24 protein-coding genes are annotated in these 22,343 nt (G+C 59.4%); 11 read left to right on the top strand and 13 right to left on the bottom strand.

Going from position 1 to position 22,343, the window contains the following annotated elements; all coding sequences use genetic code 11:
* Positions 1–222: 222 nt before the first annotated feature.
* The gene (locus C4S59_RS19150) at positions 223–657 is read right to left on the bottom strand and encodes a c-type cytochrome (protein WP_103911960.1); all 435 of its coding nucleotides are present in this window, start codon (positions 655–657) and stop codon (positions 223–225) included.
* Positions 658–784: 127 nt separating this feature from the next.
* Between C4S59_RS19150 and C4S59_RS19145 the strand changes: the two genes are divergently transcribed.
* Positions 785–2,443 (top strand): Y-family DNA polymerase, encoded by a 1,659-nt coding sequence (locus C4S59_RS19145; protein ID WP_103911959.1) that lies wholly within the window; start codon positions 785–787, stop codon positions 2,441–2,443.
* A 49-nt stretch (positions 2,444–2,492) separates the two neighbouring features.
* Complete coding sequence (locus tag C4S59_RS19140; protein ID WP_103911963.1) at positions 2,493–2,834, top strand: DUF2794 domain-containing protein; 342 nt, start codon at positions 2,493–2,495, stop codon at positions 2,832–2,834.
* Positions 2,835–2,840: 6 nt separating this feature from the next.
* On the opposite strand, the gene speB is transcribed toward C4S59_RS19140, so the two are convergent.
* The 4 genes from speB to C4S59_RS19120 all read right to left on the bottom strand — a co-directional run bounded on the left by speB (position 2,841) and on the right by C4S59_RS19120 (position 6,487).
* Positions 2,841–3,803, bottom strand: a complete 963-nt coding sequence (gene speB, locus C4S59_RS19135; protein WP_103911958.1) for an agmatinase — start codon at positions 3,801–3,803, stop codon at positions 2,841–2,843.
* Positions 3,800–4,645, bottom strand: coding sequence for a C40 family peptidase (locus tag C4S59_RS19130; RefSeq protein ID WP_234994841.1), 846 nt, complete (start codon positions 4,643–4,645; stop codon positions 3,800–3,802). Before C4S59_RS19130 ends, speB begins: the two co-directional genes overlap by 4 nt.
* On the bottom strand, positions 4,642–6,027 hold the full coding sequence (locus tag C4S59_RS19125) for a leucyl aminopeptidase family protein (RefSeq protein WP_103911956.1): 1,386 nt from the start codon (positions 6,025–6,027) through the stop codon (positions 4,642–4,644). The genes C4S59_RS19130 and C4S59_RS19125 overlap by 4 nt, the downstream gene beginning before the upstream one ends.
* A gap of 79 nt (positions 6,028–6,106) precedes the next feature.
* Complete coding sequence (locus C4S59_RS19120) at positions 6,107–6,487, bottom strand: hypothetical protein (RefSeq protein WP_146064567.1); 381 nt, start codon at positions 6,485–6,487, stop codon at positions 6,107–6,109.
* Positions 6,488–6,638: 151 nt separating this feature from the next.
* Here C4S59_RS19120 and C4S59_RS19115 point away from each other — a divergent pair, with 151 nt between their 5' ends.
* Complete coding sequence (locus tag C4S59_RS19115; RefSeq protein WP_103911954.1) at positions 6,639–7,292, top strand: carbonic anhydrase; 654 nt, start codon at positions 6,639–6,641, stop codon at positions 7,290–7,292.
* A 3-nt stretch (positions 7,293–7,295) separates the two neighbouring features.
* Here C4S59_RS19115 and C4S59_RS19110 read toward each other — a convergent pair whose 3' ends face one another.
* The 3 genes from C4S59_RS19110 to C4S59_RS19100 all read right to left on the bottom strand — a co-directional run bounded on the left by C4S59_RS19110 (position 7,296) and on the right by C4S59_RS19100 (position 9,877).
* The gene (locus C4S59_RS19110; RefSeq protein WP_103911953.1) at positions 7,296–7,607 is read right to left on the bottom strand and encodes a hypothetical protein; all 312 of its coding nucleotides are present in this window, start codon (positions 7,605–7,607) and stop codon (positions 7,296–7,298) included.
* A gap of 232 nt (positions 7,608–7,839) precedes the next feature.
* Positions 7,840–8,862 carry an aspartate-semialdehyde dehydrogenase gene (locus C4S59_RS19105; RefSeq protein ID WP_103911952.1) on the bottom strand — a complete coding sequence of 341 codons (1,023 nt, stop codon included), beginning with the start codon at positions 8,860–8,862 and terminating at the stop codon, positions 7,840–7,842.
* A 172-nt stretch (positions 8,863–9,034) separates the two neighbouring features.
* A complete protein-coding gene (locus tag C4S59_RS19100; RefSeq protein WP_103911962.1) occupies positions 9,035–9,877 on the bottom strand; it encodes an LOG family protein in 843 nt (280 codons plus the stop codon).
* A gap of 142 nt (positions 9,878–10,019) precedes the next feature.
* Here C4S59_RS19100 and dapD point away from each other — a divergent pair, with 142 nt between their 5' ends.
* The 3 genes from dapD (at position 10,020) to C4S59_RS19085 (ending at position 11,610) form a co-directional block, all read left to right on the top strand.
* Positions 10,020–10,847, top strand: a complete 828-nt coding sequence (dapD, locus tag C4S59_RS19095; RefSeq protein ID WP_103911951.1) for a 2,3,4,5-tetrahydropyridine-2,6-dicarboxylate N-succinyltransferase — start codon at positions 10,020–10,022, stop codon at positions 10,845–10,847.
* Positions 10,848–10,973: 126 nt separating this feature from the next.
* A complete protein-coding gene (locus tag C4S59_RS19090; protein WP_103911961.1) occupies positions 10,974–11,219 on the top strand; it encodes a GlsB/YeaQ/YmgE family stress response membrane protein in 246 nt (81 codons plus the stop codon).
* A 55-nt stretch (positions 11,220–11,274) separates the two neighbouring features.
* Positions 11,275–11,610 (top strand): hypothetical protein, encoded by a 336-nt coding sequence (locus C4S59_RS19085; protein ID WP_103911950.1) that lies wholly within the window; start codon positions 11,275–11,277, stop codon positions 11,608–11,610.
* Between the two features lie 6 nt (positions 11,611–11,616).
* Here C4S59_RS19085 and C4S59_RS19080 read toward each other — a convergent pair whose 3' ends face one another.
* Positions 11,617–12,690, bottom strand: coding sequence for a Hint domain-containing protein (locus tag C4S59_RS19080; RefSeq protein WP_103911949.1), 1,074 nt, complete (start codon positions 12,688–12,690; stop codon positions 11,617–11,619).
* Positions 12,687–14,261 carry a Hint domain-containing protein gene (locus C4S59_RS19075; protein ID WP_103911948.1) on the bottom strand — a complete coding sequence of 525 codons (1,575 nt, stop codon included), beginning with the start codon at positions 14,259–14,261 and terminating at the stop codon, positions 12,687–12,689. The genes C4S59_RS19080 and C4S59_RS19075 overlap by 4 nt, the downstream gene beginning before the upstream one ends.
* Positions 14,262–14,528: 267 nt before the next feature.
* Between C4S59_RS19075 and dapE the strand changes: the two genes are divergently transcribed.
* From dapE to rnr, 3 genes are read left to right on the top strand one after another with little or no spacing between them, the layout of a single operon-like run.
* Positions 14,529–15,671: a succinyl-diaminopimelate desuccinylase gene (gene dapE, locus C4S59_RS19070; RefSeq protein WP_103911947.1), complete on the top strand. Its 1,143-nt coding sequence runs from the start codon at positions 14,529–14,531 to the stop codon at positions 15,669–15,671.
* Positions 15,671–16,090 (top strand): GNAT family N-acetyltransferase, encoded by a 420-nt coding sequence (locus C4S59_RS19065; RefSeq protein WP_103911946.1) that lies wholly within the window; start codon positions 15,671–15,673, stop codon positions 16,088–16,090. The genes dapE and C4S59_RS19065 overlap by 1 nt, the downstream gene beginning before the upstream one ends.
* A gap of 45 nt (positions 16,091–16,135) precedes the next feature.
* A complete protein-coding gene (rnr, locus tag C4S59_RS19060; RefSeq protein WP_103911945.1) occupies positions 16,136–18,433 on the top strand; it encodes a ribonuclease R in 2,298 nt (765 codons plus the stop codon).
* Here the strand turns inward: rnr and C4S59_RS19055 are convergent.
* A complete protein-coding gene (locus tag C4S59_RS19055; protein ID WP_103911944.1) occupies positions 18,411–19,142 on the bottom strand; it encodes a glutathione S-transferase family protein in 732 nt (243 codons plus the stop codon). The genes rnr and C4S59_RS19055 overlap by 23 nt on opposite strands.
* Positions 19,143–19,223: 81 nt before the next feature.
* Here C4S59_RS19055 and C4S59_RS19050 point away from each other — a divergent pair, with 81 nt between their 5' ends.
* Both C4S59_RS19050 and C4S59_RS19045 read left to right on the top strand, forming a co-directional pair.
* Positions 19,224–19,922 carry a helix-turn-helix transcriptional regulator gene (locus C4S59_RS19050; RefSeq protein WP_103911943.1) on the top strand — a complete coding sequence of 233 codons (699 nt, stop codon included), beginning with the start codon at positions 19,224–19,226 and terminating at the stop codon, positions 19,920–19,922.
* 72 nt (positions 19,923–19,994) lie between these two features.
* Entirely contained in the window at positions 19,995–21,302 is a 1,308-nt protein-coding gene (locus C4S59_RS19045; protein WP_103911942.1) for a lytic murein transglycosylase, read from the top strand.
* Here the strand turns inward: C4S59_RS19045 and C4S59_RS19040 are convergent.
* Together C4S59_RS19040 and C4S59_RS19035 are read right to left on the bottom strand one after the other, a co-directional pair.
* Positions 21,299–21,805, bottom strand: a complete 507-nt coding sequence (locus C4S59_RS19040; protein WP_103911941.1) for a hypothetical protein — start codon at positions 21,803–21,805, stop codon at positions 21,299–21,301. The genes C4S59_RS19045 and C4S59_RS19040 overlap by 4 nt on opposite strands.
* Positions 21,802–22,284, bottom strand: a complete 483-nt coding sequence (locus tag C4S59_RS19035; protein WP_103911940.1) for an RNA pyrophosphohydrolase — start codon at positions 22,282–22,284, stop codon at positions 21,802–21,804. Before C4S59_RS19035 ends, C4S59_RS19040 begins: the two co-directional genes overlap by 4 nt.
* Positions 22,285–22,343: the final 59 nt, after the last annotated feature.

Here is a 22,343-nt window from a genome sequence, read left to right as displayed (position 1 = left end):
ATCAGAACCTCGCCAGCCTTCGGGCCCTCAAGGTTCACTTCCATCACTTCCAATGGCTTCCCGGCTTCCAAAGCCACCGCCGCACGTGTCCGCATATCTTATCCCCCTATCCTGGTGGTCGCGTAAAAATTTGGCGCGACACTCTGTTAAATGCCATCCGGCTGCAACCGCCGAATGGCCTGCACATACCAATGTCTGTGCGATGTCATCCGAAGTTGGCCGTCAATCAATGCGATATGACTTATGGCATGCTTTACAGCTTGCACCAATAGCGCCCATTCCGGCCCGTAAGCTGTCCATTGACGACGCATCTGCGGCCTCTACCGCCGCGACCATGTCATTCGACTTTGCAACGAAATCGTCCCAATCGGTCCAGATTGCAGGCGCCGCTTCGGTTTTCGGGTCGGTTGCTTGCACCTCGAACGCGGCAGGGATCGCTTTGGCGTGATCCAGCAATGCCAGTCGCGCGGCTTCGGCCTGTGCGGCGTCAAAAGGGATTTTACCCTTCAGCATATTGCCCAGAACGCCGGTGCTGTCCTTGATCTCGACCATCAAATCCATGCGCGCCTTGACCAGCGGGTCCTTTACGCCGCCGTGGGCCATCGCCATCGTTGCTGCCATCACCAGTGTGCCAAATCCGAGAACCAGATGCTTCATCAATCCATCCTGTGTGTCGTTTCCTTTCCCTAGACCTGTCGCACAGACCCGCCCCTGACAAGGCAAAAGACTCGACTCACCATGACGTGAATATTAGAACAAAGTGTGAACATGCTTTCTGGAATCGATGCCGCACAAACGCGTCCTGTCCCTTTGGTTCCCCAGATTGGGGGCCGAACGTCTGATCCGTCAGAACCCGGTTCTGGGCGATACGCCCTTTGCCGTGGCCGAGGATGTGGGCCAGATGCAGGTGCTGTCCTCGCTGTCTGAAACCGCTGCACAGGCGGGGCTCTATCGCGGCCAGCCCCTGCGTGACGCCCACGCGATGTGCGCAGGCCTGATCACCCGCCTGCGCAATCCACACCGCGAGGCCGCATTTCTGGGGGTGCTGCACCGCTGGGCTGGCAAATATTCCCCTTGGGTCGCACGCGAAGCCCCCGATGGGCTGATCATCGATCTGACCGGCTGTGCGCATCTTTTCGGAGGAGAGGCCGCGCTGGCCCAACAGGTTGAACAGGATTGCACCGATCTGGGGCTGACGGTGCGACTCGGGCTGGCTGATACGCTGGGGGCCGCGTGGGCCTTAGCGCGCTACGCAGACGCCACCCCCACCAGCGACCGTTCTGGCGATGCGATTGACCAAGAGGCCCGCGCCACGCGGTCCCGTGCTGGCAAACGGCGGCATTGGGAACGGGGCGGTGCTTCGCCCCTTGCCCATGCGCCCAAGGCCCAGACCACGCGCATTTGCCCCCCCGGCAAAACGCATTCCGCCCTTGCGCCCTTGCCCATCGCGGCCCTGCGCCTGTCCGATGATACAACCGCGCAACTGGGCCGTCTGGGCTTGCGCCGCATTGGTGATCTGACAGGCCAACCCCGCGCCGCTTTGGCCCGCCGGTTCGGCACGGGGCTGGTCTACCGGCTGGATCAGGCCATGGGCAGCGCACCTGAACCGATCTCGCCCGCGGCCCCGCCGGACCGCTTTGCCACACGGCTTAGCCTGCCCGACCCCATCGGGCTTGAGGACGACATCCTTGCCGCGCTTGACCGGATGCTGCCCCGCCTATGCGAACTGCTGGAACGCAAAGGCCGCGGCGCACGCACCCTGCGGCTTGAGGCTTATCGCAGCGACCAAACCATGGCGTGGATCACCGTCAGCCTTGCACGGCCATCCCATAACCCCGACCGCCTGCGCCCCCTTCTGGCGATGAAGCTGACCGACATCGACGCAGGCTTTGGCATCGACGTTCTGCGGCTCGAGGCGACGGCCCATGAACCGCTGCACGAACGCACCCGCGTCGGGCATCTTGAGGCTGGCAAATCCGTCACCCAGAAAATGGCCAACAACACCGGCCTTGATGATCTGATCGGCCGCCTTGGGGCCCGTATCGGGTTGGACGCCATCACGCGGGTGCATCCGGCCTCAAGCCATATCCCCGAGAAAGGCGCGCAAACGCTGGCTGCTGCGTGGTCGGAACCCGCCCCTGACAACTGGCCAGCAAGCCCCGTGCCCCGTCCATTATTGCTCTGGCGGCCCGAACCTGTGACCGCGCCGGACACACCCGCACCGCCCGACACCTTCCGCTGGCGGGGACGGCAGTTTCAGACCACAGGCCGCAGGGGGCCGGAACGGATTGCACCGGAATGGTGGCTGGATGATCCCGACTGGCGCAGCGGCCAGCGCGATTACTGGTCGGTCTACACCGATCAGGGCGATCATCTGTGGTTGTTCTACGCCCATGGCGCCACACTTTCCGGCGGATGGTTTTGCCACGGTTCCTTTGCCTGATCTGCTTATCGTGCTTGATTTAAAGCACAAACCGCCCCAGATTCATTTTATGAACTCATTCACGCCCCTGACCCCACAAGGCGCTGCGCCAGATTCGGTGATGTTCCACCGCACCGAGCTTAGCGTGATCCTATCGCTTTACGGACGCATGGTGGCAGCAGGGGAATGGCGCGATTACGGAATATCGGCCCTACGCGACACCGCCGTGTTTTCGGTGTTCCGCCGCGCTGCCGAACAGCCACTTTACCGGATCGAAAAACACCCCCGCCTGCGCAACAAGCAGGGGCAATACTGCGTGGTTGGCATGGACGGCCAGATCCTGAAGCGCGGCAACGATCTGAAGACCGTGCTGCGCGTTCTGGAACGCAAACTGATCCGCGCGGTCGAATAAACGCCCCTAGCGGCGCGCCTCGACGATCTTGCACAGCAATTCGAACATGATCGACACGCCCAGAAAGGCGGTGCCACCCGAGGTATCAAAGGGTGGCGACACCTCGACCAGATCGGCGCCGACGATGTTCACCCCTTCCAGCATGCGCACCACCTGCAGCGCTTGATAGGAATTCGGGCCGCCAACCTCGGGCGTGCCGGTGCCGGGGGCAAAGGTCGGGTCCACAAAGTCGATGTCATAGCTGACATAGGTCTTGCCGGTGCCGGCGATCTCACAGGCCTCGGCCATCACATCCGCAGGACCACGATCATGAAATTCCTCGATCGGGATCACGCGAATGCCGACAGATTTGGCAAAATCGCGATCTTCCGTGTCGTACATCGTGCCGCGAATACCAATCATCACGACACGTTTTGGGTCCAAAAGCCCCTCTTCCACCGCACGGCGGAAGGGCGTGCCATGGGTGTACATCGTGCCGCCGAAATACGAATGGTACAGGTCCGTATGGCTGTCAAAATGCACCATCCCCAACGGACCATCCTTGGCCAAAGCCCGCAGGATCGGCAGCGACGTCAGATGGTCGCCCCCTGCCGTCAAAGGCGTGATCCCTTGCGCCACCAACCCGCCATAAAACGCCGTGATCCGGTCCATGCTGTCCATGATATCGGCAGGGTTCGGGCCCACATCCCCCAAGTCGGCGACATTCAGCACCTCGAACGGGCGCAAACCCGACACAGGGTGCTGCGCGCGGATCATCGTCGAGGCATCGCGCAACTGTCGCGGACCATGGCGCGGACCCGGTCGGTTGGTCGTGCCGCTGTCCCACGGCACGCCAAGAATCCCGACATTCACATCACCGAACCGGTCATGATCCGGCTGCACCACAGGCAGTCGCATGAAACTGGGCACACCGGCAAAGCGCGGCAGCTCGAAACCCGACACAGGGTGAAAGAACGGATCGCTGGTCATGATGTTCTCCGAAGATAAGGCAGGCGGGCGTGGCGCGTGACGGGGCCGTCGCCCTGATCGGCGATACGGGCAATCGCCTGTTTCAACGGCTCATAGGCCACCGCCATGTGAAACGCGTTTGCATGCAGCAGAGTGTCCTCATCCGCGACCCACGCCACATGCCCTTTCCAGAACAGCAGATCGCCGCGCTCGGGCGCCGTGCCCTCGGGCAGGGTTTCGCCCAAGGCGGCCTCTTGCAGATCGCTGTCCCCGGGGCAGGCCTGACCAACAGCATACAGCCCCGCCTGCACAAGACCGGAACAATCGATGCCAAAGCTGGAGTTGCCACCCCATAGGTAAGGCGTGCCTAAAAGACGATCCGCCACTTCGACCGCATCAACCTCGCGCTCTTCCACAGGCAGAAGATGCGTCAGAGGGATAAAACCGCGCGCCGTTTCCGCAAATCGGCCTTCGATCCCCGTCACCTCGATCAAGGCCCCCATCGACAGGCTTTCGCGTTCGCGCTGTTTGAAATCGGGTGCAGGGTAAACATGCGTCGCACGTGCCGACACACGGTGCGTCACCGCCGCAACATGATCGACCTGTTCCACCCGAACATAGCCGCAATAATCGTCCTGCGCTGCCTGCACAAAGGCCCAGCCATCGCGTTCCTCATAAACCTGAACCGGCGCCCCCAACAGCAGCTGCCGGTCACGCGCGCCATCCGGTTCACGCAGCAAATCCGCCAAACCGGTGCTGATCCGCGCGTCCGACCCTGCCACGAAATGTCTGTCTTCGACGCTACCGAACAGATGCGCCGCAGCCACGCGGTCATTCACAGGGGTGACGCGGCGGTCCATCACAGGTCCAGCAGTTCGGGCAATGCGCCCAGAATGGCGCGAACGCCCTGCATCGCACCGCCCTTGGTCCGGCCAGGTGCCGCAGCAGGCTGCCAGCCGTAGATGTCGAAATGCGCGTAACGCGGCGTGTCTGTCACAAAACGGCGCAGGAACAGCGCCGCCGTGATCGCCCCCGCAAAACCGCCCGCGGGCGCGTTGTCCAGATCGGCGATGCCGGGTTCGATCATCTTTTCATAGGGGTCATGGAACGGCATCTGCCAGACCGGATCTGCCGCCGTCACTGCCGCCGTCGCAACCGCATTCGCCAGCTCGGGCGTGGTCGCGAAATAGGGTGCAAGGTCAGGCCCCACCGCCACACGCGCAGCCCCCGTGAGCGTCGCCATCGAGATCACCAGATCGGGCTTATCCTCATCTGCCAAGGCCAATGCATCCGCCAGAACCAGACGCCCCTCGGCATCTGTATTGTTGATCTCAACCGTCAGGCCCTTACGCGATGTCAGGATGTCCTGCGGACGGAAGCTGTTGGACGAGACCGAGTTTTCGACCGCAGGCACCAGAACCCGCAACTGCAAAGGCAGACCCAGCGCCATGATCGCATGCGCCAGCCCCAGCACGTTCGCGGCACCGCCCATGTCCTTCTTCATCAGGCCCATCGACGATCCCGGCTTCAGGTTCAGACCGCCAGTGTCAAAGCACACGCCCTTGCCCACCAGCGTCAGTTTGGGGCCACTGTCGCCCCACCGCATATCGATCAAACGCGGGGCCGAGGCGCTGGCCCGACCCACCGTATGGATCATCGGAAAGTTATTCTTCAGCAGGTCCTCACCGACCGTCACATCGATCTTCGCGCCATGTTCAGCCGCCAGATCACGGGCCGCTTGTTCAAGATCGGCAGGCCCCATGTGTTCGGTCGGAATATTGATCAGATCACGTGTCCGCGCCTCTGCCGCGGCCAAAACCTCGATCCGGGCGGCATCCACTCCTTCGGGCGCGATCAAGCTGCCGACCTTCGGCGTCTGATCCGCGTATTTCGAAAACCCGTAGCCTGCCAGCAGCCAGCCCAATGCCTCTACCTCGGCATCTTCAGCAGGCAGACCGGACGCGATCCGCCATGTGCCGCGCCCCAGTCCAACTGCCGCAGCAGCCAGAACATACCGCGTGCGCCGCCGCGCATCGGGCGTGCCATAGCCGGCCAAAGCCATCTCCGGATGCCCATTCGCATCCGGAATAACCAAGCTCGCGCCCAGAGCGCCATCAAACCCTTGCGCCGTCACCCAATTGCGGACGCGGTCGGGCTGACCCGCCAGCCAATCTTCGACCTCGCCCTTGGCAATGACATGAAGATCAAGCGCATCGGCGCTGTTGGGTGCGAATTCAAGCGGCATAGAAGGCTCCGGTCCGGGGTGTTTTCAACCACAGTATCGCGCCCGCCTGCGGCTGCAAGCCCAGTCGCACGAACACTTCCTAGAACACCGGATCAGCCCTGTCCCAAAGCGCATAAAGCGACATTTCACCAAGCCGCACCAGCCGCGCCAGAACCGATGCCGTGGCAACATAGTCATGCCCGTCCAGCAAGCCCTGCAAATTCTGCGCGACCTTACCCAGATCCGACAACCCTGTCTGCGATGCCAGATGGATCAGCATCTGCACCTCGCAATGGGTGCCCTTCATATTGCCAGCGCGCCAAAGCTGATCCACCCGCGACAGGCGCAGGGCAATATCCTCCATCGACCTGCACAACAATTCTTCCGTGTCGCGCGCCGATCGGTCGCCGTATAGTTTCTTCAGTCTGTCCGTATCCACATGCACAACTGTGCGCGGCACCAGATGGGTCACACCTGCCATCAGGTTCACTCCTTTACCTGCACCCTTACCCAAGACCAGAAAATCGCGGCGAACCTTTTCCAATGCGTTACCAGCGCCCGTCGATTTCCCTCGAATTTCTTGAAAAATCCGCGTAATTGATCCGGAACGAAAAAATGAACCGGAGGGACATATGCACAACGCCAAGCCACTGCCCAGCTATCTCGTGCAACGGTATCAGGGCTGGAAAGCCACCACTCATGCCGAGAATAGCGCGTGGTATCGTCGTCTTGCGACCGAAGGGCAGCGCCCCCGTGCAATGGTGATTTCCTGCTGCGACAGCCGCGTGCATGTGACGTCGATTTTCGGTGCCGATCAGGGTGAATTCTTTATTCACCGCAACATCGCCAACCTTGTTCCGCCTTGTGAACCCGATGGCAACAAACACGGCACCTCGGCGGCGCTGGAATATGCCGTAACCGCGCTCAAGGTGTCCCATCTGATCGTACTGGGCCACTCGCTGTGCGGCGGCGTTCAGGGCTGTGTAGATATGTGTTCCGGCAATGCGCCCGAGCTGGAAGAGAAGACCAGCTTTGTGGGCCGCTGGATGGACGTTCTGCGCCCGGGCTATGACCGCGTCAAAGAACGCAACCTAGCGCCCGAAGAAGAACCCCGCGCACTGGAAAAAGAGGCTATTCTGGTCAGCCTGTCGAACCTGATGACCTTCCCGTTCGTCAAATCCGCCGTGGAATCCGGTGAACTGACGCTGCACGGTCTGTGGACCGATATCGGCGAAGGCGATCTTGAATTCTACAACGCCAAAACAGACGATTTCGAACCTGTCTAAGCCTTAGCTGAGGCGCGCGAAATGTCCTGTGTGGTCGGCCCGCAGCTTGGGCCGGCCCAGACGTTCGGACAGCGTCCTCAGCGGATGGCCCACGTCAGACCCACAGCACACGGCCACGCCGGTATAGCTGTCGGAAATCACCAGACGTCCGTCTTCAAAATCCAGATCATAACCGCGCTTGGTCAATTCTTCTTCAAGATTGATCCAATCCGTCGCGCGCTCAAGTACGGGCGCAAGAAAGAGCATCAATAACGTGCGCGTTTCCTGGTCCACAGGACGCATATGCGCCTGCTTGCTGTAGTGTTGGGGTTTCATTGCTCTGCCTCAGTTTTTTTATCTAAAAACGATGACAGATTTCGGAATCAAAGAAAGGAAACTTTTTGCACCAGTTTCCCCGTGTGGCCGCCGCGCAACCGGTTACACTTTGTTAACAGGATTGCGGCTTAATCCGAAAGGCACGTACCGGATTCCCTTGATCCAGTAGTTACCTCGTAAAAAACCGCCCCGACGGGGGCGGTTTTCTTTTTCCAAACTGCACTGGGGCAGCTTAGCCTTTTTTCAGAACCTCACGGCCCAGAACCTCGGCGATCTGAACAGCGTTCAGCGCCGCGCCCTTGCGCAGGTTGTCCGATACGCACCACAGGTTCAGACCGTTTTCCACGGTCGAGTCCTGACGGATGCGGCTGATGAATGTCGCGAAATCGCCAACGCATTCTTTCGGCGTGACATAGCCACCATCTTCGCGTTTATCGATCACCATGATGCCCGGTGCTTCGCGCAGGATGTCGCGTGCTTCGTCTTCATCGAGGAAGTCTTCGAACTCAAGGTTGATCGCTTCCGAGTGGCCAACGAAAACCGGCACGCGCACACAAGTTGCTGTCACCTTGATCGCCGGATCAACGATCTTTTTGGTTTCCGCGACCATCTTCCACTCTTCTTTGGTGGAACCGTCTTCCAGAAACACGTCGATGTGCGGAATGACGTTGAACGCGATTTCCTTGGTGTAAACCTTGGGTTTGATTTCCGATGTCGGGTTATAGACCGCTTTGGTCTGATCCCACAGTTCGTCCATCGCCTCTTTGCCGGAACCGGACACGGACTGATAAGTCGACACAACAACGCGTTTGATCTTGGCGCGGTCGTGCAGCGGCTTCAGTGCAACAACCATCTGAGCGGTCGAACAGTTCGGGTTCGCGATGATGTTTTTCTTGGAATAGCCGTGGATCGCATCTGCGTTCACTTCGGGAACGATCAGCGGCACGTCGGGATCGTAGCGGTACAGCGACGAGTTATCGATGACCACACAGCCGGCTTTTGCCGCGATGGGCGCGTATTTCTTGGTTGCGTCGGAACCGATGGCAAACAGCGCCATATCCCAACCCGAGAAATCGAACGTGTCGATGTCCTGCGTCGTCAGGGTTTTGTCGCCAAAGCTGACCTCGGTGCCCAGCGAGCGACGGGATGCCAGAACGGCCAGTTCGTCTACCGGGAACTCGCGCTCGGCCAGAATGTTCAACATTTCGCGGCCCACATTACCTGTGGCGCCAGCAACGACTACTTTGTAACCCATGGGGGTCTCCTTGTATTCGGTGGGCCGCCCTCGGCCCATAGAAAACGTTGCCGCGCTTCCTATAACAGCATCGGTTGCTGTTAAAGCGGATTCGTTGCGGCCTGTTTTTATCGTGTACGCAACGAAAAAGCCGCGCAGTCAGCGCGGCCTTTCCAAGTGTCACTTTGGCACCCTACCGGTCCGGCAAACCATCCCGTTTGTCAGCAAAATTCCAGGTGTCGATAACCTCCAGCGCTTCTTCTGCGGTCTCGACAAACTTGAACAAGTCCAGATCCTCGGCGGAAATTGTGCCCGCCTCTGACAACGCTTCCCAGTTCACGATGCCGTCCCAGAATTCGCGCCCGAACAGCAGAACCGGAATACGGTCCATCCGGCCCGTCTGGATCAGAGTTAGCGTTTCGAACAATTCGTCCAACGTGCCGAAACCACCTGGGAAAACGCAGATCGCCGCGGCGCGCATCAGGAAATGCATCTTGCGGATAGCAAAGTAGTGGAAGTTGAACGCCAGTTCCGGCGTCACATAAGCGTTCGGCGCTTGTTCGTGCGGCAGAACAATGTTCAGACCGATGGAACGACCACCCGCTTCGTGCGCACCTAGGTTGCCAGCCTCCATCACGCCGGGGCCGCCACCAGTGACAACCACGTTTTCGCGCATGTTCGATTCTTTGGACCGTTCGGTCATCGCAAAGGCAAAACGGCGCGCCTCTTCATAGAAACGCGACAGGTCAGCCAACGTCTTGGTCCGCGCTGTATCCTTGTTGGCAGGCGACGGAATGCGGGCACCGCCGAACATCACGATGGTCGAATCGATATCCATTTCGTCCATCAGCATTTCGAACTTCAAGAGTTCGAGCTGAAGTCGCACAGGCCGCAATTCGCTGCGGCACATGAAATCCTCGTCCGCAAAGGCCAGACGGTACGCGGGCGACCGTGTTTGCGGCGTATCAGGCACCTCGCTTGCGGTTTTGCGGTCAATACCGGCATCGCGAAAGCGGGATTCAAAGCTTTTGGTCATAAAACCTCCAGAAACCATTTGCGCCTGCCTACCCTGTTCAGGGGGCCGACGCTACCCGCGACAATACCGCCGTCAGTTGGGCTTTCCCTGACGTGATTCAAAAGCTAAACAACCGCAAACCCGTAGACACGAAGGACTTGTCATGGACATTGCTGCACTGGAATCCGCCATCGAATCCGCATGGGATGCGCGCGACACGATCACACCTGCCACAACAGGCGAAACACGCGAAGCCATCGAAGACACGCTGAACGCATTGGACAGCGGTTCGCTGCGCGTCGCCGAGCGTCGTGAAAACGGTGACTGGCATGTGAACCAGTGGGCGAAAAAGGCGGTTCTTCTGGGCTTCCGCATCAAAGACATGGAGCAGCAGGACGGCGGCCCGCAGGGTTCCGGTTGGTGGGACAAGGTCGACAGCAAATTCAAAGGCTGGGGCGATGCGCAATGGAAAGACGCAGGCTTCCGCGCCGTGCCGAACTGTGTTGTTCGCAAATCCGCCTACATCGCCCCCGGCGTTGTTCTGATGCCGTCTTTCGTGAACCTCGGCGCTTACGTTGACGAAGGCACAATGGTCGACACATGGGCAACAGTTGGTTCCTGCGCACAGATCGGTAAAAACGTACACCTGTCCGGTGGCGTCGGCATCGGCGGCGTTCTGGAACCCATGCAAGCCGGTCCGACCATCATCGAAGACAACTGCTTTATCGGCGCGCGTTCCGAAGTTGTCGAAGGCTGCATTGTCCGCGAAGGTTCTGTTCTGGGCATGGGCGTGTTCATCGGCAAATCGACCAAGATCGTTGACCGCGAAACCGGCGAAGTCATGTACGGCGAAGTACCGCCCTACTCGGTGGTTGTTGCGGGCTCCATGCCGTCCAAGAACGGTATCAACCTGTACTGTGCGGTCATCGTAAAGCGCGTTGACGAAAAGACCCGTTCCAAAACAGGCATCAACGAACTGCTGCGCGACTAAACTTCCGCCGCAACCAGCCTTTCAAACCCGTCCCGAGCATCGCTTCGGGGCGGGTTTTTATTTGCACCCTTGCAAGACATCCAAATCCGCCCATCTTGTTAGGTAAGCATTTTTATGGGGGCTGATATGGGACTTGGATTTTTAGGCTCGATTTTCGTGGGCGGTTTGGCAGGCTGGATCGCCAGCATGATCATGAAGGCCGATACCGGCATTCTGGCCAACATCATTCTGGGCATCGTCGGCGCAATTGTTGCGAACTTCCTTCTGGGCGTGGTCGGCATTTCCGCGTCGGGCTGGTGGGTGTCGCAACTTGTTGTTGGTCTTTTGGGCGCGTGCATCCTGATTGGCGTCGGTCGCGCGGTCAGAAACTAGGCCCGAACCACGCTAAATTGTTGACAACGAAGGGCTGTCAGGCCCATCTGCGGGCATGGCTCAGGATAAACCTAAAAAGAAACAACAGGTTTTCACCCTTCTTGTCGAAGTCGGGCGCAAAACTGGTGACGGACTTCCCAAAGGGGCGCAGGGCGCGGCCCTGATGTGCTACGCCTCGGGCGTGGACGAAGCCGAAGCTGTGCGCGAAACGGTGGCCATCCTGAAGCAGGCCGATCTAGCCCCGCTGGATGTGACAGGCTACGGCACACTGGACGAACGCCGTGCCCAAGGTCACGAAATCGACGATGCGGAAATCGAACTGATGGACCGCGCCTTGGAAGAAAACTCGGTCATCGTGGCGCAGGTCACGCCGTTTTTCGACAAAGCGTAAGGGGCGTTACGCCGCCCGCGCCTCGGCCAAAGTCACCGCTTCAAACGGTTTCAGAACCTGATAGCCTTTACGGAACTGCTCGGGCATGGACCGCGCAGGGAAATCCGCAAGCAGCGTCTTATCCATCAAATCGCGATCACGGCGCATGCGGCCCACGTACAGGCTTTCAATCGCACAGCCTGACACCTGAATGGCATCGTGGTTCGGCAAAAGCACCTGATGATACCGCACGAACAGCGGTGGATCTTCGTAGATACCGGTAAACCCGTTCACAAGGTTTTCAGCAGGGATCAGAACCGCTTCACGGCCAAAGGTGTATTCCACTTCGCTACCGCCAATCACCAGCTTCTGGTGCGGGGCCACGTGAATATCACGCGTCAGACCCAAATAGGGCGACCGAAGGCGCACAGGCCGGAACGAACCCAGCGCAGGCACCCTGCGCGAGATATTGGCCAGCACAGGCTGCAATTCGCCGCTGTGCGTGTAGACCAGATCACCGGGTTTCAGCTTGGAAATCACGCGGGCACCGAAGGGTGTGCTGACTTCGGTCTCGCCAAAGATCGATGGCATCGGGCCTACAGGTTCGATTGCGCTTGAGACCGCGAAATAGATCACGTCGTCATCGCGTTCGCACAGCTGCGGGCGGTGGATCATGGTGAAGATATCGCTCAGCATCAAAGGCGGCGGCGCAGGTGTTTCGACCGACCGCACCTCATCACCTTCGGGCTGTTCCACAGACAGCCGCGCCCAGCGTCTCGGGGAATCCCAAGAAAACGTCAGACGCAGAACGTCGGTACGGCCATTTTCATGCGCGGGAAGAACGGTGTGAAACACCGCATCGCCCTGCGCCATGACCAGAACCACACTGCCCCCCGGAAGTGCCTGAAGCGAAATACGGCCCGCCCATGGATGGCGCCGTTCATAAGCCAGCAACATCTGCGGGCGGCCATGCGGTGACAGGCGGGTTTCGATAACCAGCGATCCACGCGGTAACAGTGCCTCGCCCGAAGCCGCATCAGACGAAAAGATGTCCGGACAGGTCCAGTTTCGCTCGCCCCCTGCAACCGCGATCCAGCTCATGCTGCGACTTGCCCCAATACCTGCGCTTCGTATGCTCTGAGTATACGCCGTGCCGGTTCGCTATATCCAGCGCCTGTTTGCGGATCGAGTTCGGGGAAGATCTCGCAGATTTCGTCCAGCGTCTCTTGTTCGAAAATGTCCGAGAACATCGGTCCGGGCAGAAAGCTTTCGGATGCCAGACCGTTCGAAAAGACGATCTCATGCGCGTCGAACATCAAGTGGAAGTACGTCACGCTTTTCCCTTCGACGCGGCGGATCGTGTCATCGTTCACCAGATATTTCGCTGCAATCAGCACCTCGGCATCACCGAACATCAATTCGGCCTGAAACTCGCGCACCAGCAGGCGATGAAGCGGGGAAATTTGCAAACGTTCGTGTATACCGAAAGTATTCCGAGCAATTTCAATAGGTGCCATATCGCCCTTGGCCTCGACCGTGCGCGACCCGACCCAACGCATCGGCTGAAAGCCATTGTCCTGCGTCAGCACCAGATCACCCACTTTCAGGTCTTCGACCAGCCGCGGCCCATCAATGGTTTCGATCATCGTGCCTGCAACAAAGCACGGCACCTGATTGACGGTGACAAAGGCTGTGTCCGTGATGCCGCTGTCGGATTCCACCGCATAGGTGAAGTTCACGATCTCTTCGTCAGCATCCGCGTTGAACGTCAGCGTGCCGTCCGCATTCAGCGTAACAGTCTGGCCCGTTGCCAGCGTCACGCTATCGCCAGCCGACACGTTCTGGCCGTTGATCTGCGTGATCGTCAGCGTGCCGGGCGTCTGATTGATGTCGTTGGACAGAACATCGATCACAACGGTGCCTTCGGGCACAACGTTGGCGGTGTCGGTGATGGCAACAACCGACGTCTGAACCGAGTCCGCCGCGATCAGCAGGTTCGAGTCATAGTTCGAATCCACCACATCCGCGATACCGATACGGATCGTGTTCACCTCACCTGGATTGACGTTCATCGTCAGCGTCATGGTGACGGTGAAGCCGTCCATTTCGGTGTTGTACTGGTCGCCGGTGTTGTCGACGTACAAGTTCTCGTTCGAGGTCGAGTTCAGGTTGTTCGGGTCGGCATCACCATCGCCGATGGTCATTTCGACCTGCTGACCGTTCACCCAAACGCCGACAAAATCCTGATAAACAGCGGTTTCGTATTCGGGGTATTCTTCGGACGAAAAGACGAACTGCATCGTCATCACGTCGCCGGTCGGAATGAAATCGACCTCGATATAAGACGCGTCATACGTCGACGTGCCAGCGGCGGCGTTGAACAACGGGTCATTGTTGACGCCGGATGTGTTCGACGACGTATTGCTGTTCAGGTTGGATTGCCAGCGGTTGTTGCTGGTGAAATCTGTTGCGTCACCCGTGGACAGGATGACACCGACATCAGACGGGGTAACACCGGACGTCAGGCGATCACCATCGGTATAAATACCAGACGAAATCGCATCGCCAGTGTACGTCGCACTGACAACCGTAACACCATCGCCAAAGATGGTTTCTGCCATTTCGATCGCACTCGCCTGAGTGTCGATCGGAAGGTTACGTCCTCGGACCATATCTGCCTCGTGCCTTAACGAGGTCAGAACGCAGAGGTCACAACTTGTTTGGGTCACGCAAAGCGTGCCGGGTGTCGTGTTTGGGTGTCTGCTTGCCCTGCCTCGGGCTTATATCTTTTGATAATCATGCATACACGAAAGCGTAAAATTTTAAACGTTGGACATTTTTCGGACGAAATGAGACCTGACAAATGCGGTTTTTCAGCCACATTTGCCCTCGCGCTCTGAACGGGTTAGCCACGGACCCAAGCTATCAAGGAACACGCCATGACAATCGATCCCGTCACATTGACCGCCGATCTGATCCGCTGCCCCTCTGTCACGCCAGAAGAAGGTGGCGCCCTTGTTTTGCTGGAAAAAATGCTGTCCGAGGCCGGCTTTACCTGCACCCGTGTCGACCGTGGCGGCATCGCCAACCTGTTCGCCCGTTGGGGTGACAAAGGCCACGCGCGCAGCTTTGGCTTTAACGGCCATACCGATGTGGTTCCTGTCGGCGATCTGGCGGCTTGGACGGTTGATCCCTTCGGGGCCGAGGAAAAAGACGGCCAACTTTGGGGGCGTGGTGCGACCGATATGAAATCGGGCGTCGCGGCCTTTGTTGCGGCGGCTGTGGACTTTGTTCAGACCACCCCGCCTGACGGCGCGGTCGTGATCACCATCACAGGCGATGAAGAAGGTGACGCGTTGGACGGCACCGTGGCGTTGTTGGATTGGATGAAGGACAACGACGAACGTATGTCCGTCTGCCTGGTGGGTGAACCCACCTGCCCGAATGAAATGGGCGAGATGATGAAGATCGGCCGTCGCGGTTCCTTGAATGCCTTCTTCACCGTGCGCGGCGTGCAGGGCCACGCGGCCTATCCGCACCGCGCGAAAAACCCCTGCCACGCCCTGGCGCGCCTGATGGATCGTCTGGCCTCGACCCCCTTGGACGAAGGCTCGGACCACTTCGATGCCTCGACCTTGGCGGTTGTCACGATGGACGTGGGCAACCCCGCGACCAATGTCATTCCGGCAGAAGCCAAAGCCACGCTGAACATCCGTTTCAACGACCTACACAGCGGTGCGGCCCTGACCCAATGGCTGGAAGATCAAGCCGCTTTGGTCGATGCCGATTTCGGAACGGAAACCGAGGTGAAGGTCAAAATCTCGGGCGAAAGCTTTATCACGCCTCCGGGTGATCTGTCTGATCTGGTGGCCAAATCCGTGCAGGCGGAAACGGGCGTCACGCCGGAACTGTCCACGTCGGGTGGCACATCGGACGCGCGCTTCATGCAGCACCATTGCCCCGTTGTGGAATTCGGCCTTGTTGGCAAAACAATGCATCAGGTGGATGAACGGGTGGATATCGATCAGATCCGCGCATTGAAGGCGATCTATTCCCGCATCCTGACCGACTACTTCGCCTGATGACTGTCACGGTCGCCCCGACGTCGAATTTCAACGCCTGCCGCGATATCCGGATCGCTGTGTTTGTCGAAGAACAACGCATTCCAATGGCCGAGGAATTCGATGTCATTGATGACGTCGCACAGCACCTTTTGGCGACGCTGGACGGCACCCCTGTTGGCACCGCCCGCGTTTATGAAAAGGGTGGCGTGGGCTATATCGGGCGCATCTGCGTTCTGCGCTCGGCCCGTGGTCATAAGGTCGGTCAAAAGCTGGTTCTGGCGGGGCTGGACGTGGTTCGTGATATGGGGCTGCCCACTGCGCAGCTTAGCGCGCAGGATCACGCCATTCCGTTCTACGAGCGCCTTGGCTTTGTGGCCTACGGCGACTTCTACGACGATGCCGGAATCCCGCACAAAGACATGCGCCGCGACCTGTGATCGGTTTCGGATGACGCCCCCTTGCAGGCATGCTAAGTGCCGAACATGAGCACCCTGCCTAGCAAAGACCAGATTCTTGAATGGATCACCGAGAACCCTACCCAAACCGCCAAACGCGACATCGCCAAGGCCTTTGGGATCAAGGGTGCGCAGCGCATCGATCTGAAGCGCATCCTGAAAGAGCTTGAGGCCGAAGGTCACCTGACCAAGCGCAGCAAGACCTATCGCGATCCGGACAAGCTTCCGCCTGTCAGCGTGCTGCAAGTGTCCGAAACCACGCCCGACGGCGACATGATGGCCAAGCCGCTGGAATGGCATGGCGACGGCATCGAGCCCAAGGTTCTGCTGATCCCGCGCGCGGGTGATCCGGCTTTGGGTGTTGGCGATCGCATCCTTGCGAGGCTGACTGCGGTGAAAGACCCCGAGCATCAATACGAGGCGCGGTTGATCCGGCGGATTGGGTCTAACCCCAAAAAAATAGTCGGTATATTCAAGAAATACTCGGAAGGTGGCGTGATCAAAGCCATCGACAAAGGTGTCGATACTGAATGGCGCGTTGGCCCCGATGCCACGGGTGGCGCACAGGAAGGCGAGCTGGTCGAGGCCGAGCAGCTGGGTGCGCCCAACCGCATGCATCCCCGTGCGCGTATCGTCGCGCGTCTGGGTGATCCCAGCGAACCGCGCGCTGTCAGCCTGATTGCCATCCATCAGCACGGCATCCCCGACGATTTCCCCGACGACGTTCTGGCCGACGCGGATTCCAAAAAGCCCGCTGGCCTGTCGGGGCGCGTCGATCTGCGGGACATGCCGTTGGTCACCATCGACCCTGCCGATGCGCGGGACCACGACGATGCGGTCTATGCCCACGCCGACGATGACCCCAGGAACCCCGGCGGTCATGTTATTTGGGTCGCGATTGCCGATGTGGCCCATTACGTGCGCCCTGGTTCGCCGCTTGATCGCGAAGCCCGCAAGCGTGGCAATTCCAGCTATTTCCCTGACCGTGTCGTGCCCATGCTGCCCGACCGCCTGTCGGGCGATCTGTGCTCGCTGCACGAAGGCGTTCCGCGCGCCTGTATCGCGGTTCGGATGATCGTCGATGCCCACGGGCACAAGAAATCACAGAAGTTCGTGCGCGGCCTGATGCGGTCGCCTGCGTCCCTGACCTATCAAGAGGTACAGGCGGCGATGGACGGCGATCCGAATGAACGCTGCGCCGCGATGCTGGATGACGTGATCAAACCGCTTTACGCGGCCTATCACGCGCTGAAATTGGCGCGCGAACGCCGCCAGCCGCTGAACCTTGATCTGCCGGAACGCCGGATCGTTCTGACGGAAGACGGCAAAGTGGCGTCGGTCAACTTTGTGGACCGACTTGATGCCCACAAGCTGATTGAAGAGTTCATGGTTCTGGCCAACGTGGCCGCCGCTGAAACGCTGAAGGCCAAGAACACACCTTTGCTTTTCCGCGTCCACGAAGAGCCGCCTGCCGACAAACTGGAAAGCCTGCGCGACACCGCCGAGGCCGCTGGCCTGACGCTGGCCAAAGGGCAGGTTCTGCAAACCGCGCACCTGAACAAACTACTGGCAGATGCCGCAGGTCGGGACGAAGCCGAGCTGATCAACCTGTCGACCCTACGGGCAATGACGCAGGCCTATTACGGGCCGATCAACTTTGGTCACTTTGGCCTCGCGCTGCAGGACTATGCGCATTTCACTTCGCCCATCCGCCGCTATTCCGACCTGATCGTGCACCGCGCCCTGATCACCGCGCACAAATGGGGTGATGACGGGCTGACTGCGCAGGAAATCGAGCGGCTGGAAGAAACCGGCACGCATATTTCACAAACCGAACGCCGGTCGATGATCGCCGAACGCGACACAACAGACCGATATCTGGCGGCCTTCCTGTCGGACCGGTTGGGCGCAGAATTCAGCGGCAAGATCAGCGGCATTGCCAAGTTCGGCGTGTTCGTGCGCCTGGACGAAACAGGAGCCGACGGGCTGATCCCGATGCGCAATCTGGGTCGCGAATATTTCCATTTCGACCCTGACAGCGCGACGCTGATGGGATCGGAAACCGGCATGGTGATCGGCCTTGGCCAGCGCGTGACCGTAAAGCTGGTCGAAGCCGCCCCTGTCACGGGCGGCATCGCGCTGGAACTACTGACCATCGAAGATCAGGAGATGCCCAAAGGCGGGCGCGGCGATCGACGGGGTCGTGGATCGAAACGCCCCACCGGTCGCAAGGGCCCCAAGGGCAAACCGCCATCAAAGCGTAAACTGGATCGGGCCAAACAAAAGAAGGCCAAGATCAAGGTCACGCGGCAGAAGCGCGGTTAGCACCCGGCACAGGCAGCTGTGCAAACAGCTGTTCGCGCGCACGCCCGACGTAGGCCATCAGCTTATCATCGCCCCGCAAACGACGGCGCAATGCGGTGTCGGCGGGCAGCGTGTCGATCATGCTAAGCACCGGCGCAACCGCTGCATCCGCCGCTGTCGGTGTTGTCCCGAACAAGAACGCGTCGTCGATAAAGGCCGCGATGGTATCAAGATCGCGGCTGAGATAGGTCATACGGTCTTCTTCGGAAAACCGGCCCATCCCGTTTAGATCCATCCGCTGCCTGATCGTTTTCCGCACCATATTGGGCACGAACAATTTCAGCGGCGCCGGAAGGCCACCGAACACCTGCCGGTTTAGAACCGTCCAGCAGTCATCAATCAGCCAACGGTTATAGACCAGCCCTTCGGTCAGGTTCTGTTCTGTCATGCGGATCACCGCACGGGCGGTGGCGCGGGCTTTGGCATCAAGACCGGGAAACATGTCTTTGCCCTGCTCTTCCAGCCAGTCGATCAACAGATTGCTGTCATTCACCATAAAATTCGGTGTCTCGACGACTGGGAGTTTCTTGTAGGCAAACTTGCTGGGGTTCTGAACCCAGTTCGGCGTCCACTCCATCCCTGCAAGGTTCAGAAGAACCATCGCTTTGACGCAGAACGGGCTGGCGCTGTGGTTGCCTAAAGCGGGGTAGAAGGTGTGCAATGTCAGCATCGAAAACTCCTTTGACTGTTGGTGTGTTCGTAGCGCACAGTCATGTCAGTTTTTGTCAGCAGTCATTGCCCCGAGTAATTTATGGCCCGCACCGAACGCCTTTTCCAACTGATGCAAGCGCTGCGGCGTTTGCCGTCACCTGTCACCGCCGAACAGCTGGCAGACGACACGGGGGTGTCGCCGCGCACGTTATATCGCGACATTGAAACGTTGCGCGGTTTGGGCGCCGTGATCGATGGCGCGGCGGGGTTCGGGTATACGCTGATCGAAGACGCGCAACTGCCACCCTTGGCCTTTGACACCGAAGAGATCGAGGCACTGGTTCTAGGCCTGCGCGAGGTGATGGCTGTGGGCGATCCCGATCTTGCCTCCTCTGCCGAGGCCGCCCTAACCAAGCTCGGGGCACGGTTGCCTGCGACGCAGTCACACCGCCTGAAGCATGCAGTGCTGACAGCGCACCGGTTTGACCGGCCCCCCGCGCCAACCGTCGCGGCCCGTACCTTGCGCACAGCGATCTGGGAAGAACGGCAGGTACGGTTTGCCTATCGGGATGCCAAGGGTGACAGCACCGAACGCGAGGTCAAACCGTTGGGCATCGTGTTTTTCCAATCCAGCCACTGCCTGCTGGCCTATTGCCTGTTGCGGGACGGATTTCGCGCTTTCCGTTTGGACCGGATGGATGCGCTTGAGGTCACGCAGACCAGCTTCCGGCCCCATCGCACGTCGTTGCTGCGCGAATTCAAGCAAGAGATGGAATCGGCAAGGTTACGCGCGTCCTGAGCGGCCCGCTTTTGGGGGGCTCTGAAACGCGCTAGGGTTGATGGAAAGAGGCGCAGCATAAGGGCAATCACCATGAAGGCGCTGGCAGTCGCAGGCTTGGTACTTTCACTTTCCGGCACATCGGCATGGGCGCTCGAGCCCGTGGCATCATCGCTGCGTCCCGAGGTGCGGCCAGTGGAAGGCGTTCAGGTGGCATCGCTTTCATTGCCCGTCCGGCCCAAAGCGCGGCCTGCGTCGCGCGATGTGGTCGAAACCGCCGGTCAGGCAGGGTTCGATCGCTGGGTTCGGCAATTCCGCACACGAGCCGAGGCGCAGGGCATTCGCCGCTCGGTTCTGGATCAGGCCTTCAAGGGCGTGCGCTATGATCCTGACGTGATCAAGCGGGACAAGAACCAATCGGAATTCACCAAAACGATCTGGGATTATCTGGACACGGCCGTATCTGACACGCGCATTGCTAACGGCAAAAAGGCATTGGCGCGGGAAGGCGCGGTTCTGAACCGGATCGAACAGCGCTATGGCGTCGACAAAGAGGTCGTCGTGGCGATCTGGGGGCTCGAGTCTGCCTATGGATCGTTCCGCGGGTCGAATTCGACCATCGGGTCTTTGGCCACGTTGGCCTATGGCAGCCGCCGCAGTGACTTTTTCGAAGACGAGCTGATTGGCGCGCTGAAGATCCTGCAGTCGGGCGATACGACCCCTGCCAAGATGAAGGGCAGTTGGGCGGGCGCGATGGGGCACACCCAGTTCATGCCGTCGTCCTATCACGCGCTAGCCGTGGATTTTACCGGCGACGGCAAACGCGACATCTGGTCGGATGATCCGACCGATGCCTTGGCCTCGACCGCCGCGTATCTGAAGCATCACGGCTGGATCAAAGGCCAGCCTTGGGGTGTCGAGGTGCGCATTCCTGACGGGTTTGATTACCTGCAGGCCAACCGCGAGACGCTAAAAATGCCTTCGGATTGGGCCGCTATGGGCGTGGTTGGTGTGGATGGAAAACCGGTGCGCGATCACGGGGCGGCTTCGGTTCTGTTGCCCGCTGGTGCAGATGGCGCGGCCTTTATGATTTTCAAAAACTTCGACGTGATCGAGCGCTACAACACCGCCGACGCCTATGTGATTGCGGTCGGTCATCTGGCGGACCGGATCAAGGGCGGACGCGCCATTCAGAGCAAGTGGCCGCGTGGCGATCGGGCGCTGACCTATGCCGAACGGACCGAGATGCAGCGCAGGCTGACGGCAAAGGGGTTCGACACGGTAAAGGTGGATGGCAAGATCGGGCCGCTGACCATCAACGCCGTGCGCCGATTCCAGCAATCGCGCGGGATGAAGCCCGACGGCTATGCATCCCTGCGTATCCTACAGGCGCTGCGTTAACGCTTTTTGCGCTGTAGGATCGGGCCGTCAGCCACGGGGCAGTCGCCGTTCATACAGGCCTGCATGCGGTCCAGAACCTCTTGCGACGGTTTGGGATAGCTGTTGCTGCCACAGGGGTCGACCGTCATCGTGTAACTGCTGCCGTCTTTTAGCATGAAGGCGAGATAGTCGGTGTCCGACACGGCGCCCCCGCACCACGGGCCGAAACAGCGGGCCGTCAGGGTGATCGGGGTTTCGAACCGATTGGTAAAGCCGTCGCGCGTCAACGAATAGCCTTTGAAATATGCCGGAATGTCCGTTGTCGGGGCGGCGTCATTCGACGGGCCGTCACGGTTGGGCAACAGGCGTTTGTCAAATGTCAGCTTGCCATGCACCACGACCCATTGATTTTCATCGCTGGCCGCACGTTCGAAATCGCGTGCCGGATCAGGCGGAATGCAGGAGAGAGCGAACGCAGGGCCCGAGGCCGCAACAAGGCCCGCAATCAACAGCGCTCGGATCATATCTTATCTCCGAATTCGGCCAGAACAGCGCGGTAGACGTCGCGCTTGAAAGGCACAATCTTTTCGATCAGCTCATCAACCGGCGACCAGCGCCATTCGGAGAATTCTGGGTGGTCCGTTTCGATCTGGATCTGATCGTCGGTCCCGTTGAAGCGCATCAAATACCACTTCTGTTCCTGACCGCGGAATTTGCCCTTCCACAGCTTGGGAACCAGTTCGGCAGGCAGTTCGTATTTCACCCAATCCGATGTCACCGCCTCAAGCGTGACCAGATCGGCGGTGACGCCGGTTTCTTCCCACAATTCACGGAACGCCGCATCCTGCGGGTCTTCGCCCTTATCGACACCGCCTTGCGGCATCTGCCACGCTGGACCGGGGTTATCGATGCGCTGGCCCACAAAAACCTGACCGTCTTTATTGGCCAGCATCACGCCAACGCAGGGACGGTAGGGAAGGCTTTCGATGTCGATCTTGGTCATAGGGTGCCTTTGGTCTTGAAGTCTTTTCATCAGTTTACCGCAGCCGCGACAGCAGGGAA

The sequence above is a fragment of the Thalassococcus halodurans genome, from assembly GCF_900108225.1.
GTDB classification, from domain to species: Bacteria; Pseudomonadota; Alphaproteobacteria; order Rhodobacterales; family Rhodobacteraceae; genus Thalassococcus; species Thalassococcus halodurans.
The sequence above is the reverse complement of the archived record's forward strand: the minus strand, read 5'-3'. Positions and strand labels throughout refer to the sequence as shown.

Bases quoted from the DNA above. Each gene is read 5' to 3' on its own strand.
- speB (WP_103911958.1), bottom strand. From the start codon at position 3,803: ATGACCAGCGATCCGTTCTTTCACCCTGTGTCGGGTTTCGAGCTGCCG.
- C4S59_RS19085 (WP_103911950.1), top strand. From the start codon at position 11,275: ATGGCTCAGGATAAACCTAAAAAGAAACAACAGGTTTTCACCCTTCTT.
- dapD (WP_103911951.1), top strand. From the start codon at position 10,020: ATGGACATTGCTGCACTGGAATCCGCCATCGAATCCGCATGGGATGCG.
- rnr (WP_103911945.1), top strand. From the start codon at position 16,136: ATGAGCACCCTGCCTAGCAAAGACCAGATTCTTGAATGGATCACCGAG.
- C4S59_RS19100 (WP_103911962.1), bottom strand. From the start codon at position 9,877: ATGACCAAAAGCTTTGAATCCCGCTTTCGCGATGCCGGTATTGACCGC.
- C4S59_RS19105 (WP_103911952.1), bottom strand. From the start codon at position 8,862: ATGGGTTACAAAGTAGTCGTTGCTGGCGCCACAGGTAATGTGGGCCGC.
- C4S59_RS19040 (WP_103911941.1), bottom strand. From the start codon at position 21,805: ATGATCCGAGCGCTGTTGATTGCGGGCCTTGTTGCGGCCTCGGGCCCT.
- C4S59_RS19090 (WP_103911961.1), top strand. From the start codon at position 10,974: ATGGGACTTGGATTTTTAGGCTCGATTTTCGTGGGCGGTTTGGCAGGC.
- C4S59_RS19075 (WP_103911948.1), bottom strand. From the start codon at position 14,261: ATGGTCCGAGGACGTAACCTTCCGATCGACACTCAGGCGAGTGCGATC.
- C4S59_RS19115 (WP_103911954.1), top strand. From the start codon at position 6,639: ATGCACAACGCCAAGCCACTGCCCAGCTATCTCGTGCAACGGTATCAG.
- C4S59_RS19045 (WP_103911942.1), top strand. From the start codon at position 19,995: ATGAAGGCGCTGGCAGTCGCAGGCTTGGTACTTTCACTTTCCGGCACA.
- C4S59_RS19125 (WP_103911956.1), bottom strand. From the start codon at position 6,027: ATGCCGCTTGAATTCGCACCCAACAGCGCCGATGCGCTTGATCTTCAT.
- C4S59_RS19145 (WP_103911959.1), top strand. From the start codon at position 785: ATGCCGCACAAACGCGTCCTGTCCCTTTGGTTCCCCAGATTGGGGGCC.
- dapE (WP_103911947.1), top strand. From the start codon at position 14,529: ATGACAATCGATCCCGTCACATTGACCGCCGATCTGATCCGCTGCCCC.
- C4S59_RS19050 (WP_103911943.1), top strand. From the start codon at position 19,224: ATGGCCCGCACCGAACGCCTTTTCCAACTGATGCAAGCGCTGCGGCGT.
- C4S59_RS19055 (WP_103911944.1), bottom strand. From the start codon at position 19,142: ATGCTGACATTGCACACCTTCTACCCCGCTTTAGGCAACCACAGCGCC.
- C4S59_RS19110 (WP_103911953.1), bottom strand. From the start codon at position 7,607: ATGAAACCCCAACACTACAGCAAGCAGGCGCATATGCGTCCTGTGGAC.
- C4S59_RS19080 (WP_103911949.1), bottom strand. From the start codon at position 12,690: ATGAGCTGGATCGCGGTTGCAGGGGGCGAGCGAAACTGGACCTGTCCG.
- C4S59_RS19150 (WP_103911960.1), bottom strand. From the start codon at position 657: ATGAAGCATCTGGTTCTCGGATTTGGCACACTGGTGATGGCAGCAACG.
- C4S59_RS19140 (WP_103911963.1), top strand. From the start codon at position 2,493: ATGAACTCATTCACGCCCCTGACCCCACAAGGCGCTGCGCCAGATTCG.
- C4S59_RS19065 (WP_103911946.1), top strand. From the start codon at position 15,671: ATGACTGTCACGGTCGCCCCGACGTCGAATTTCAACGCCTGCCGCGAT.
- C4S59_RS19120 (WP_146064567.1), bottom strand. From the start codon at position 6,487: ATGGCAGGTGTGACCCATCTGGTGCCGCGCACAGTTGTGCATGTGGAT.
- C4S59_RS19035 (WP_103911940.1), bottom strand. From the start codon at position 22,284: ATGACCAAGATCGACATCGAAAGCCTTCCCTACCGTCCCTGCGTTGGC.